Below are 13,597 nucleotides of genomic sequence, written 5' to 3'. Positions count from 1 at the left end.
TCCTACAGTGCACTCCCGGTCGCGCCCGCCCATGGGCCGCCGGCCCCCGAAGGAGCTCAGTGAACTGGTACGTGGCGGTGCTCAAGAACTACGTCGGCTTCAGCGGACGCGCGCGGCGCAAGGAATACTGGATGTTCACCCTCGTCAACGTGATCGTCGCCGTGGCCCTCGCGGTGGTCGGCGCGCTCGTCGAGACCAACATCCCGTACTACCTGTACCTGGCGGCGATCCTGCTCCCGAGCCTCGCGGTGGGGGTCCGGCGGCTGCACGACACCAACCGCAGCGGCTGGTGGACGCTGATCGCGCTGGTCCCGTTCGGCAGCCTGGTGCTGTTCGTCTTCTTCGTGACGGCGGGTGACCTCGGCCCCAACGCGTACGGCGAGGACCCGAAGGACGCCCCGGTCACGGTGTAGCGACCCACGCGTGGCGGGTCGCGGTCCCTCAGGGGCGGCGGCCCGCCACGGTCGGCCCCGTCGCCGCGCGCGGCCCGGCGTCCGCGGGTCCGCAACCGCTACCGCGCGCGGCCCGGTGCCGTCCGGACCGGGTCCCGCTGGTCGTCCCGCCCGCCGCTCACAGCCCCTCGGGCCAGGTCAGCGTCGTGGACGCCCACGTCAGCCCCGCCCCGAACGACGTGATCAGCACCTTGTCCCCGGCCCGGGCCCGCCGGCTCGTCGCGAGGTCCGCCAGCGCCAGCGGCACCGACGCGCCCGAGGTGTTGCCCACCCGGTCCACGTTGACGAACCGCCGCGCCGGCGGGATGTCCAGCCGGTCGGCGACCGCGTCGAGGATCCGGGCGTTGGCCTGGTGCGCGACGAACCAGTCCACGTCGGCCACGGACCAGTCGGCGGCCTTGGCGGCCAGCTGCGCGGAGTCGGTCATCTTCTCCACGGCGCTCCGGTAGACCGAGGGCCCCTCCATCCGGATGCACCGGTCCTCGCCGTCCGGGTCGGACGAACCGCCCGCCGGGATCGCCACCAGCCCGGGCCGCGTGCCGTCCGAGCCCAGGTCGAACGGGCCGAAGCTGGGCGCGTCCCCGGGCCGGCCGGCCTCCAGGAGCGCCGCGCCCGCGCCGTCGCCGAAGATCATGGCCGTGCCCCGGTCGGAGCGGTCCAGGACGGCGGACATGGTCTCCGCGCCGATCAGGAGCACCCGGTTCAGGACGCCGGCCGAGATCATCGCGGTGACGGTGGCCAGCCCGTACACGAAGCCGGTGCAGGCGTTGGCCACGTCCCAGGCCGCCGCGCCGGTCAGGCCGAGCCCGGTGGCGACCACCGGGGCGGTGGCGGGGCACTGCCGGTCCGGGGTCATGGTGGCGACCACGACCGCGTCGATCGGGCCGCGCGCGGCGGCGACCAGGGGAGCGGCGGCCCGGATCGCCAGGTCGGAGGTCGCGGTGCCCGGCTCGGCGCGGTGCCGGCGGTGGATCCCCGTCCGCTGGGTGATCCACTGCTCGGTGCTGTCGAGGTGTCGCAGGATCTCGGCGTTGTCCACCACGATCGGCGGTAGCCAGCCGGACAGGCCGGCGAGGAGTGCGGGGCGCGACACTACGTACCTCAATTTTCGGGTATGAAAAGGTATGTCCGATTCTATGGGGCCTGGCAAGCTGGACCCATGAGCACGCTGTTTCTCGCACAGGATCCCGCAGCCGACGAACTGCTCCGCACGGACCCCCTCTCATTACTGGTCGGTATGCTGCTAGACCAGCAGATTCCACTCGAAAAGGCGTTCATCGGCCCGTATGTGCTGGCCGGGCGCCTCGGCACCTCCCGGCTCGACGTCGCGGCGATCGCCGAGCACGACCCGGAGGACTTCGCCCGGATCTTCTCGACCGTGCCCGCGATCCACCGGTTCCCCGCCGCGATGGCCGAACGCACCCAGAAGCTGTGCCGGGTGCTCCTCGACGACTTCGACGGCGACCCGGCCTCCGTGTGGACGGGCGCCGCCAACGGTGCCGACCTGGTGAAACGGATCGGTACCCTGCCCGGCTTCGGCAAGGCCAAGGCGCAGATCTTCACGGCGCTGCTCGGCAAGCAGTTCGGGGTGCGTCCGACGGGGTGGCGGGCGGCGGCCGGGGACTTCGGGCCGGCCGGCAGCTACCGGTCGGTGGCCGACATCGTCGACGCGCGGAGTCTCGGCAAGGTGCGCGACCACAAGAAGAAGATGAAGGCGGCGGCGAAGGCGGCCACCACCTGACCGGCTCACCGCGGCGGGGCCGCGCGGGCCGCGTACCCGTCGAGTGGGTTTGATCATTCGCCGTCCTTGACCGGGCGTGGCACGCTGGACAGCTCACCCCGAGGATGAGCGAGGCCGGTTGCCGTGTTGTCTGCCCTGTGGTCCCGTCTGGTCGAAGCCCAGCCCTCGCCGACCCTGGTGCTGATCATGGCCGCCGCGTTCGTGGCCGCCATCGCCGTGGTCCCCGCGCAGACCTGGCGGCTGACCCGGGGGTTCGTCACGATCGCGCACGAGGGCGGCCACGCGCTGGTCGCGGTGCTGTCCGGTCGGCGGCTTTCGGGCATCCGGCTGCACTCGGACAGCTCCGGCCTGACCCTGACCAGGGGAAAGCCCACCGGTCTGGGCATGATTCTCACCGCCCTCGCCGGCTATGTGACACCCTCGCTGCTCGGCCTGGGCGGCGCGGCCCTGCTGGCGGGCGGCCGGTCCACGGCGGTGCTGTGGACGAGCCTGCTGCTGCTCCCGTGCATCCTGATCATGATCCGGAACTTCTACGGCATCCTGTCCGTCCTGGTCACGATGGGCATCGTGTTCGCGGTGTCGTGGTTCGGCTCGCCGGACGTGCGCGCCGTCTTCTGCTACCTGCTGGTGTGGTTTCTCCTCCTCGGCGGCGTGCGCCCGGTGTTCGAGCTCCAGGCGATGCGCCGCCGGGGCCGCGCGCCCGATTCCGACGCCGACCAGCTGGCCCGCCTCACCCGGGTCCCGGGGCTGGTCTGGGTCGGGTTCTTCCTGGTCGGCACGGTCGGGGCGCTGGTGCTGGGCGGCAGCTGGCTTATCGCCTGACGGAATCGGACCACAATGGACTGACAAGTACCGGACATCGGGCGGACGCGACAAAAGATCCACTGTTATGGATGTACGGGTGGTGTAACCGCCACATTCCTCAGTGAGAGTGAGTCGCTATGAGCAGACGCTTCGCCGCGGGCGGCACTGTCGCACTCGTCGCCGGCCTCCTGGCCGCCGTGTCCACGAGCGCGCAGGCCGCCCCGCCGTCTCTCCAGGACCAGGCCGTCGCCTCGGCCGAGTCCTCGATCAGATCTCATCCCGCCGCGATCAACGCCGCGCCCGGGGACGCCTACACGGTGGCCCGCACGGTCACCGAGCCCGGCGGCGCCTCGCACGTCCGCTACAACCGCACCCACAACGGCCTGCCGGTGCTCGGCGGCGACTTCGTCGTGCACAACGCGCCCGGCGGGGGCCTGGCCGGCGTCACCAACGGCCTGGCCGCGCCGCTCGCGGTCCCGGCGAAGGCCGCCGTCCCGGCCGACCGCGCCGCCACGGCCGCCCGGTCACACTTCAAGGGCGACATCAGCGGGGTACGGACGCCCCGGCTCGTCGTGGACGCCACCTCCGGTACGGGCCGGCTCGCCTGGGAGACCGTGGTCACGGGCACCAACGCGCAGACCCCGAGCGTGCTGCACGTCCTGACCGACGCGCGCACCGGAGCGGTGACCAACTCCTTCGACGAGGTCAAGACCATGGCGCCGGGTACCGTCGGCACCGGTGACGGTGGCCTCGCCCCGGCCCTCAACGTCGCGGGCACCGGCAACAGCATCTACTCGGGCACGGTGACGGTCGACACGACCCCGTCGTACTCGCTGGTCGACCCGTCGCACGGCAACGGCACCACGTGCGACCTGAACCAGGGCACCGGCGCGTGTACGACCTTCACCGACGCCGACAACGTCTGGGGCAACGGCACCCAGTCCAACCGGCAGTCGGCGGGCGTGGACGCGCACTACGGCGCGGCGCTGACCTACGACTACTTCAAGAACGTGCACGGCCGCAACGGCATCTTCGGCAACGGTGCCGGCGTGCCGAGCCGGGTGCACTACGGCAGCAACTACATCAACGCGTTCTGGAACGGCTCGACCATGACCTACGGGGACGGCCAGAGCAACCAGCGTCCCCTGGTCGCCATCGACGTCGCGGGCCACGAGATGGGCCACGGCATCACGGAGAACATCATCCCCGGCGGTCTGACGTACTCGGGTGAGTCCGGTGGGCTCAACGAGTCGGCGAGCGACATCTGGGGCTCGATGGTCGAGTACTCGGCGAACAACGCGAGCGACCCGGGCGACTACCTGATCGGCGAGAAGATCAACATCTTCGGCAACGGGAACCCGCTGCGGTGGATGTACGACCCGAAGCTCGACGGCTCCTCGAAGAACTGCTGGTACGACGGCATCGGCAACATCGACGTGCACTACTCCTCCGGCGTCGGCAACCTCGCGTACTACTTCCTCGCCGAGGGCAGCAGCGCCACGGCGCCCCTGTGCGCGGGCGCGTCCCCGGTGACCGGTCTGGGCCGGGCGAAGGCCGAGAAGATCTGGTACCGGGCCATGGACCTCTACTTCACCAGCTCCACGAAGTACGTGGCGGCCGGCACCAACGACTCGCGGGCGGCGACCCTGTCCGCCGCCACGGACCTGTACGGGCTGTGCTCGACCGAGTACAAGACGGTGCAGGCGGCGTGGGCCGGCGTGAACGTGGCCGGCGAGGACGCCCCGTGCAGCACGCCCGGCGGCACCGTCGCGCGCGACTACAACGGCGACGGCCGCTCCGACCTGGCCCTGACCGGCGGCGCGGGCTGGGCGAGCGTGCCGGTGGCCTTCGGCAACGGCGCGGGCTCGTTCAGCGTCACCAACAACGGCGTGGCGAACTTCCCGGCATGGGCCGCCACGGCCGGCGTGCAGGCGGTCTCCGGCGACTTCAACGGTGACGGCCGGGCGGACATCGCCCTCGCCGGTGGTGCCGGCTGGGCGTCGGTGCCGGTGGCGTTCTCCAACGGCAACGGCACGTTCAACGTCAGCAACGCCGGCGTGGCCAGCTTCCCCGGCTGGGCGACCACCGCCGGGGCCAAGCTCGTCGCGGGCGACTTCAACGGCGACGGCCGCGCCGACCTAGCCCTGACCGGTGGTGCCGGCTGGGCCTCGCTGCCCGTGGCGTTCTCCAACGGCAACGGCACGTTCAACGTCAGCAACGCCGGCCTGGCGAACTTCCCCGGCTGGGCGGCGACCGCCAACGTGAAGGCCGTGGCGGGCGACTTCAACGGCGACGGCCGGGCGGACATCGCCCTGACCGGCGGCAACGGCTGGGCGTCGGTGCCGGTGGCGTTCTCCAACGGCAACGGCACGTTCAACGTCACCAACAGCGGGGTGGCGAACATCCCGGCGTGGGCGGCCACGCCCGGCGTGAAGGTGGCGGCCGGCGACATCAACGGCGACGGTCGGGCGGACTTCCTGCTCACCGGTGCCAACGGCTGGGCCTCGGTGCCGGTGGCGTTCTCCAACGGCAACGGCACGTTCAACGTCACCAACAACGGCGTGCCGAACATCCCGGCGTGGGCGGCCACGGCGGGCGTGCAGGTCGCAGCGGGTGACTTCAACGGCGACGGCCGGACCGACTTCGCCCTCGCGGGCGGCAGCGGCTGGGCGTCGGTGCCGGTGGCCTTCTCCACGGGCAACGGCTCGTTCACGGTCACGAACAACGGCGTGGCCAACTTCCCGGCGTGGGCGGCCACGGCGGGCGTGAAGCTGGTCTGACCCGGTTCTTCCCAGGGGCGTCCCCCGCGCGGCACTCGCGCGGGGGACGCCTCCGTCGTGCCCGGACCCGCCGCCGGGCCGGGTAGGGCCAGGTCACCGGCCGCCGGGTGCCGTGCGTGCAGGGGGCACCGGGCACCGGCCCGGCGGGAGGGCGCGGGAGCCGGGTGACCCGGCCCCGGCCGGTCCGCCCCGAACGGCCGGGCGGGACCCGTACCCGTCGTGAACTGGTCTGTTGGCCGAACGGGTGAGGTGGATATAGGCGGCGTATAGCGGAAGGTCGCATCGTGCTCGGTGGACCCCGCCGAGTCGAGAGCAGGAGCGAGCATGTCTGACGACCGCACGTACCGCGTGGTGCGTAACGACGAGGAGCAGTACTCGCTGTGGTGGGCCGACCGCCAGCCGCCCGCGGGCTGGGTGTACGACGGCCCGGAGGGCTCCCGCGAGGAGTGCCTGGCCCGGATCGGCGAGATCTGGACCGACCTGCGCCCGTTGAGCCTGCGCGAGCGGATGGCGAGCGCATGAGCCTCCTCCTGCACGAGCTCGTCGCCGAGCAGGCCGCCCGGACCCCCGACGGGGTCGCGGTCATCGACGAGCACCGCACGGTCGCCTACCGCGAACTCGACCGGCGCGCCAACCGGCTCGCCCACCACCTGCACGGCCTCGGCGTCGGCCCCGAGTCCCTGGTCGGGGTCCGGATGCGCCGGGGCGCCGACCTGGTCGTGGCCCTGCTCGCCGTGTGGAAGGCGGGGGCGGCCTACGTCCCGCTGGACCCCGAGCACCCCCGCGACCGGCTGCACTGGGTCCTGGAGGACACCGCCGCGCGGATCGTCCTCACCGAGGAGTCCCTGGCCGACGCGCTGCACGGCACCGCCGCGCGCCCGGTGTGCCTGACCCCCGGCTGGGGCGAGGTCCAGGCGCTGCCCGACGCGCCGCCGGCCGTCGACGTGACCGGCGACAACGCCGCGTACGCGATCTACACCTCCGGCTCCACCGGCCGGCCCAAGGGCGTCGTCGTCGGGCACGCCGCGATCCGCAACCGGGTGCTGTGGGCCGCCGAGCGGCACCAGCTGTCGCCGGCCGACCGGGTCCTGCAGAAGACCGCGCTGACCTTCGACGCCGCCTGCTGGGAGTTCTTCGCCCCGCTGATCAGCGGCGGCACGGTCGTGCTCGCCCCGGTGGGCGCGGAGCGCGACCCCGCGACCATGGTCGCCGCGATCGTCCGGCACGGCGTCACCGTCCTCCAGGGCGTGCCCTCGGTGTACCGGCTGCTCGCCGACGAGCCCGCCTGGCGGGACTGCCTGTCGCTGCGCCTGCTGTTCTCGGCCGGCGAGCCGCTGCACGCCGAACTGGGCCGGCGGCTCACCGACGGGCTCAAGGCCGAGCTGTGGAACACGTACGGGCCGACGGAGTGCGCCATCGACGTCACCGCGCACCCGTTCGACCCAGTGCAGGAGACCGGCCCCGTCCCGATCGGCAAGCCGCTGCCCAACAACCGGGTGCTCGTCCTCGACCCCGACGGCGAGCCGGTCCCGGTCGGGATGCCCGGCGAGCTGCACGCCGGCGGGGTGGGTGTCGGCCGGGGTTACCTGGGCCGCCCCGACCAGACGGCCGCCACGTTCGTCCCCGACCCGTACGGCGAGCCCGGCGCGCGGCTGTACCGCACCGGTGACCAGGTGCGCTGGCGCGCCGACGGGACGCTGGAGTACCTGGGCCGGATCGACCAGCAGGTCAAGATCAACGGGGTCCGGATCGAGCCGGGCGAGCTCGAGGCCGCGCTGGCCGCGCACCCCGAGGTCAAGGGTGCCGTGGTGGTCGCGTTCGCCGACCCCGAGGGCGTCAAGCGCCTCGCCGGGTACGTCGTCGGGACCCGCGCCCTGCCCGGTACCGAGCTGCGCGAGTTCCTCCGCGACCGGCTGCCCGAGGCCCTGATCCCGGCGGTGTTCGTCCAGCTGGACGAGTTCCCGCTCACCACCAGCGGCAAGGTGGACCGGGCCGCGCTGCCCGCGCCGGAGCCGGAGGGCACCGACTACGTGGCCCCGCGTACCCCGGCCGAGGAGCTCGTCGCCCGGGTCTGGGCGGACCTGCTCAAGGTCGACCGGGTCGGCGTGCACGACGACTTCTTCAGCCTCGGCGGCTCCTCGCTGGTGCTGACCCGGCTCGCGAAGGCGCTGCGGGTCGCGTCCGGCGGCGAGGTGCAGCTGCGCGGCCTGTTCACCGCGACCACGGTCGAGCAGCAGGCCCTCCTGCTGACCCTGCCCGCCGAGGTCGTGCCCCCGGTCGTGCCGGTGCCCCGCGACGGCGTCCTGCCGTTGTCGTTCGCCCAGCACCGGTTGTGGTTCCTCGACCGGATGCAGCCGGCCAGCCCCGAGTGGGTCGCGCCGGTCCTGCTCCGCCTCGACCCGGCCCTCGAACCGGCCGCCGTCCGCCGGGCGCTGGACGGCCTGTCCGCCCGGCACGAGATCCTCCGCACCCGCTACGTCACGGAGGCCGGCGAACCCGTGCAGGTCATCGACCCGCCCGGCTCCGTCGAGCTCCGGGTCGCCGACGCGGCGGCCGGGGACCTCACCGAGGTGCTCGCCCAGCAGCTCGCGCGCGGCTTCGACCTGGCCACCGGCCCGGTCTGGCGCGCCCTGCTGGTCCGGGTGCCCGGCGAGGAGCACGTCCTGCTGCTCACCCTGCACCACATCGCCTCCGACGGCGGGTCCACCGTGGTCATCGAGCGCGAGCTCGCCGCCCTGCTGGCCGGCACGGAGCTGCCGCCGCTGGCCGTGCAGTACGCCGACTTCGCCGCCTGGCAGCGCTCCTGGCTCACCGACGAGCGCCTCGGCCGCGACCTGGACTACTGGCGGGCCACCCTCGACGGCCTGCGCCCCCTGGAGCTGCCCACCGACCGGCCCCGGCCCGCCGAGCGCGACCCGCGCGGCGCCGGCGTCCGGATCGCGGTGCCGGCGGACCTGGCGGCGGCCGTGGAGAAGCTCGGCAAGCAGCACGGGGCGACCCCGTTCATGACGCTGCTCACCGCGTTCGGGGCGGTGCTGGCCCGGTACACCGGACAGTGGGACACCGTGGTCGGCGTACCCGTCTCCGGTCGGGACCGCCCCGAGGCGGAGAACCTGGTCGGCTGCTTCCTCAACTCCCTCGTGCTCCGCGCGGACCTCGAAGGCGCCACGTTCGCCGAGGCGCTCGACCGGGTGCGCAAGGTGTGCACGGCCGCGTTCGCGCACCAGGAGTTGCCGTTCGAGCGGCTGGTCGAGGACCTGCAGCCCGACCGCGACCTGTCGCGCACCCCGCTCTACCAGGTCGGCTTCGACCTGCTCGACGAGGGCCAGACCGCCAACTCCGGCGGGGAGGCCTTCCAGGACGCGTGGCGGATCTCCAAGACCGACGTCACGCTGTTCATGTGGCGGGGCGAGGACGGCTCGCTGTCCGGCGCGCTGGAGTACGCCACGGCCCTGTTCGACGAGGCCACCATGGCCCGGCTCGGCGACCACCTGGTCGGCCTGCTGGAGGCGGTCACCGCCGCCCCGGACGTCCCGCTGAACCGGGTGGACTTCCTCGACCCGGCCGAGAAGGGGCTGCTCGCGGCCCCGGCCCGGTCCAGCCACCCCGTCGCCAAGTGTGTGCACGAGGTTTTCGAGGAGCAGGTCGCCGAGACCCCCGACGCGATCGCGGTGGCGTTCGGCGAGCACGAGCTGACGTACGCGCAGCTCAACGCCAAGGCCAACCGGCTCGCCCACCACCTGCGCGGCCTCGGGGCCGGTCCGGAGTCCCTGGTCGGCGTGTGCCTGGAGCGCGGCCCGGACCTGGTACCCACCCTGCTCGGGGTCCTCAAGTCCGGCGCCGGCTACCTGCCGCTCGACCCGGTGCAGCCGGCCGACCGGCTCGGCTTCATGCTCGCCGACGCGGGGGCTTCCGTCGTGGTCACCCGCTCGGAGCACGCGGGCCTGGTGAACGGCACCCTCGTGCTGCTGGACGAGGAACTCGAAGGCCCGGAGCACAACCCCGAGCCGCTCGGTACCCCCGACAACCTGATCTACGTCATCTACACCTCCGGCTCCACCGGCAAGCCCAAGGGCGTGTGCCTCACCCACGAGAACGTGCTGCGCCTGCTCACCTCCGCGTGGGAGCACTACGAGTTCGGGCCGACCGACGTGTGGCCGCTGTTCCACTCGTACGCGTTCGACGTGTCCGTCTGGGAGCTGTGGGGCGCGCTGTTGCACGGCGGCAAGCTCGTGGTCGTCCCGCGCGAGGTGACCCGCGCGCCCGACGAGTTCCTCGACCTGCTCGTGGAGCACCAGGTCACGGTGCTCAACCAGACGCCGAGCGCGTTCCGGAGCCTGGTGGCGCTGGCCGGCGAGGGCGACCCCCGGATCGACCGGCTGAACCTGCGGGCGGTCGTGTTCGCGGGCGAGAAGCTCGACGTGCCCGACCTGGCGCCGTGGACGGACCGGTTCAGCGTCGGGCACCCCGCGCTGATCAACATGTACGGCATCACCGAGACCACCGTGCACTCCACCTTCTACCAGGTCCAGGCGTGCGACCTCGAACCGCTCGCCGGCAACCCGGTCGGCCACCCCCTCGGTGACCTGCGGATCCACCTGCTCGACCCGGACGGCAACCTCGTCCCGGTCGGCGTCCCCGGCGAGATCTACGTCGGAGGGCCCGGTGTGGCGCGCGGCTACCTCAACCGGCCGGAGCTGACCGCCGAGCGGTTCGTCCCGGACCCGTGGGGGACCGGCCGGCTGTACAAGAGCGGGGACCTGGCCAAGCGCCGGGTCGACGGCAGCCTGGAGTTCCTGGGCCGCGCCGACGACCAGGTCAAGATCCGCGGCTACCGGATCGAGCTCGGCGAGGTGCAGGCCGTCCTCGCCGGTCACCCGTCGGTGCGCGACGCGGTCGTGATCGCCGACGAGCCGACCCCGGGGGACAAGCGCCTCGTCGCCTACTACGTGCCGACCGCCTCCGTGGGCGGCGCGGAGCTGGCGGAACACTGCGGGGTGGGGCTGCCGGAGTACATGGTGCCCTCGGCGTTCGTGCCGCTCGACAAGATCCCGCTCACCGCCAACGGGAAGCTCGACAAGCGCGCCCTACCCGCCCCGGACCGCGACGCGCTGCGCTCGACCGTCGAGTTCGTCGCCCCCCGCGACGTGGTCGAGGAGCGGATCAGCGAGATCTGGGTCGAACTGCTCGGCGTCGAGCCCGGCGTGCACGCCAGCTTCTTCGCCCTCGGCGGGCACTCGCTGCTCGCGGTGCGGCTCGCGTCCCGGCTCCAGGAGGAGTTCGACGTGGAGATCCCGGTCCGCGACATCTTCGAACGCAACACGGTCGCGCACCTCGCGCTCCTGGTCGAGGACCGGATCCGGGCCGAGATCGCCGCACTGTCCGACGACGAACTCCCGGAGGCCGGCCGATGAGGCACCTGATCTCGCTGAACGACCTGACCGACGACGACCTGTACTCCATCGTGGAACGGGGCGCGTGGTTCGCCGCGCACCCCGACTCCCGGGAGCGCACCCTCGACGGCCTGGTCGCCGGCATCTACTTCCGGCGCACCTCCACCCGGACCCGGACCGCGTTCTCGGCCGGCGCGCTGCGGCTCGGCGCGCAGATCCTCACCTACGGCCCCCTGGACCTCCAGACGAACACGGGCGAAACGACGGAGGACACCGGACGGGTACTGGCCCGCATGGTCGACCTCCTCGTCGCGCGCACCTCCGACGCCGAGGCCGAGATGCGGTCCTGGGCCGCCCAGGACCGGATGGCCGTCGTCAACGCGATGAGCGCCGAGGAGCACCCCACCCAGGGGCTGACCGACCTGACCACGCTGCACCGCCAGTTCGGCAAGGTCGAGAACCTGCGCGTCCTGTACGTCGGCGAGGGCAACAACTCCGCCGTCGCGCTGGCCCTGGCCCTGAGCCGCTTCCCCGGTACCACCCTGGAACTGCGCACCCCGCCCGGCTACGGCCTGCCGGCCGGCGTCCTGGCCCGCGCCGCCGACCAGGCCGCCCGGACCGGGGCGCAGGTCGCCGAACGGCACGACATGGCCGACCTGCCCGGCGGCTTCGACGTCATCTACACCACCCGCTGGCAGACCACCGGCACCGTCAAGCCCGACCCGGACTGGCGGAAGATCTTCGACCCGTTCCAGGTCAACGGGGCACTGTGGACGAACAGCCCCCGGGCGGTGTTCTTCCACGACCTGCCCGCGCACCGGGGCGAGGAGGTCACGGCCGACATCCTGGACGGGCCGCGCAGCGTCGCGTTCGACCAGGCGGAGAACAAGATGCACAGCGCGATGGCCGTGCTCGAATGGTGCGCGGCGTGACGCAGACGAAGGCGGGCGGCCCGGACTCCGTGGCCGCCCCCGGCACCCCGGGTCAGCCGCCCGTGGGTCCCGGCACTCCCGGCCAGCCGCCCACCGGTCCCGGCGTCCCTTCCGGGGCGGACAAGCCCGTCCCGCTGGGCCGCAACCGGCCGTTCCTGCTGCTGTGGACCGGCTCCGGCATGGCGGTGCTGGCCGAGCGGTTCAGCGCCCTGCCGTTCACCCTGGTCGTGGTCTTCGCCGGCTACTCCAAGACCGTCGCCGGTTTCGTCGCGTTCGCCGCGCTGCTGCCGATGCTGCTGGTCCAGCTGCCGGCCGGCGTCCTCGTCGACCGCTGGGACCGCCGCAAGATCATGATCTGGGCGGACGTGATCCGGCTGTGCGGGGTCACCAGCATCGCCGTACCGCTGTTCTTCGGCCGGCTGTTCCTCTGGCACCTGTTCACCGTCGCGTTCCTCCAGGGCACGCTGACCATCTTCTACCAGCTCGCCGAGCGGGCGGCCGTCCCGAACGTGGTGACCCGCGACCAGCTGCCCACCGCCCTGGCCCGCAACGAGGCCCGGGGCCGGGCCGCCGCGCTCGCCGGGCACCCGGCCGGCGGGTTCCTGTTCGAACTGGCCCGGTGGGCGCCGTTCGCGTCCAGCGCCGTGCTCTACCTGTTCTCGTTCTTCACCCTGCTCGGCCTCAAGGGCCCGATGCGCGCGGACCCGTCGAAGGTCCGCAGCTCGCCGGTGTCCGGCGCGATCGAGGGCCTGGCCTGGGTGTGGCAGAAGAAGTACTTCCGGGTCGCCCTGCTCCTCGTCGCCGGCAGCAACCTGCTCTTCCAGGGCCTGATCCTCGGTGTGCAGTTCATCATCAAGGAGGACGGCCGGTCGGCGGTCACGGTGAGCCTCATCCTGGCGGCAGGCGGGATCGGCGGCATGTGCGGGGCGCTGCTCGGCGGCTGGTGGATCCGGCGGCAGAGCATCCGGTACATCATGATCATCACGCATGTGGGCTGGGCGTTCACCATGCCGGCGGCGGCGCTCACCCGGCAGCCGCTGGCCCTGGGCACCCTGTTCTTCCTGCTGTCGCTCATCGGCGGCGCGGTCACCGTGGCCGGCATCGTGCACCAGTCCCGGATGACGCCCAACCACCTCCAGGGCCGGGTCGGCAGCGTCGTGCTGCTCCTGGTGTCCGGGACCAGCGCGCTCGGCGCGATCTCCGCCGGCTGGCTGATGCAGGACTACGGCATCCAGCCGGTCCTGCTCGGCTTCGGCGCCGTGATGGTCGTCCTGGCGCTGATCGCGATCGTGACGTTCGCCGGGGCGGGGGCCGACCGGGAGGCGGCGGAGAAGGAACCCGCCGCCACGCCCCGCACCGGCTAGAGAGCCAGACGGGCCCGGTGCGGGCGGGGGAAGGGTCGCGCCGGCCGTGGGGGACGCCTCCCGGCTCCTTGCCGGGGACGGAGCCATGCCCGGCCCGTGCCGGGGACGGAGCCACGCCCGGCCCGTGCCGG

The 13,597-nt window shown here is 72.9% G+C and carries 9 protein-coding genes; 8 read left to right on the top strand and 1 reads right to left on the bottom strand.

Annotated features, from left to right (window positions below; all coding sequences use genetic code 11):
• Positions 1–59 precede the first annotated feature (59 nt).
• Positions 60–413: a DUF805 domain-containing protein gene (locus tag AB0M43_RS02820; RefSeq protein ID WP_363720528.1), complete on the top strand. Its 354-nt coding sequence runs from the start codon at positions 60–62 to the stop codon at positions 411–413.
• 157 nt (positions 414–570) lie between these two features.
• Here the strand turns inward: AB0M43_RS02820 and AB0M43_RS02815 are convergent, their stop codons facing one another.
• Entirely contained in the window at positions 571–1,557 is a 987-nt protein-coding gene (locus AB0M43_RS02815; protein WP_363720526.1) for a beta-ketoacyl-ACP synthase III, read from the bottom strand.
• A gap of 54 nt (positions 1,558–1,611) precedes the next feature.
• Here AB0M43_RS02815 and AB0M43_RS02810 point away from each other — a divergent pair, with 54 nt between their 5' ends.
• From AB0M43_RS02810 to AB0M43_RS02780, 7 genes are all read left to right on the top strand, one after another.
• Positions 1,612–2,193 carry an HhH-GPD-type base excision DNA repair protein gene (locus AB0M43_RS02810; RefSeq protein WP_363720524.1) on the top strand — a complete coding sequence of 194 codons (582 nt, stop codon included), beginning with the start codon at positions 1,612–1,614 and terminating at the stop codon, positions 2,191–2,193.
• 123 nt (positions 2,194–2,316) lie between these two features.
• The gene (locus AB0M43_RS02805) at positions 2,317–3,015 is read left to right on the top strand and encodes a M50 family metallopeptidase (protein ID WP_363720522.1); all 699 of its coding nucleotides are present in this window, start codon (positions 2,317–2,319) and stop codon (positions 3,013–3,015) included.
• Between the two features lie 119 nt (positions 3,016–3,134).
• Positions 3,135–5,777: a M4 family metallopeptidase gene (locus tag AB0M43_RS02800; RefSeq protein WP_363720520.1), complete on the top strand. Its 2,643-nt coding sequence runs from the start codon at positions 3,135–3,137 to the stop codon at positions 5,775–5,777.
• Between the two features lie 324 nt (positions 5,778–6,101).
• The gene (locus AB0M43_RS02795; RefSeq protein ID WP_363720518.1) at positions 6,102–6,299 is read left to right on the top strand and encodes an MbtH family NRPS accessory protein; all 198 of its coding nucleotides are present in this window, start codon (positions 6,102–6,104) and stop codon (positions 6,297–6,299) included.
• Positions 6,296–11,191, top strand: a complete 4,896-nt coding sequence (locus AB0M43_RS02790; RefSeq protein WP_363720516.1) for an amino acid adenylation domain-containing protein — start codon at positions 6,296–6,298, stop codon at positions 11,189–11,191. The genes AB0M43_RS02795 and AB0M43_RS02790 overlap by 4 nt, the downstream gene beginning before the upstream one ends.
• Positions 11,188–12,102, top strand: a complete 915-nt coding sequence (locus AB0M43_RS02785; protein WP_363720514.1) for an ornithine carbamoyltransferase — start codon at positions 11,188–11,190, stop codon at positions 12,100–12,102. The genes AB0M43_RS02790 and AB0M43_RS02785 overlap by 4 nt, the downstream gene beginning before the upstream one ends.
• Positions 12,099–13,466, top strand: a complete 1,368-nt coding sequence (locus AB0M43_RS02780; RefSeq protein ID WP_363720512.1) for an MFS transporter — start codon at positions 12,099–12,101, stop codon at positions 13,464–13,466. The genes AB0M43_RS02785 and AB0M43_RS02780 overlap by 4 nt, the downstream gene beginning before the upstream one ends.
• Positions 13,467–13,597: the final 131 nt, after the last annotated feature.

Source organism: Longispora sp. NPDC051575 (genome assembly GCF_040681875.1).
Classification (GTDB): Bacteria; Actinomycetota; Actinomycetes; order Mycobacteriales; family Micromonosporaceae; genus Longispora.
This window is presented reverse-complemented; position numbering and strand designations above follow the sequence as displayed.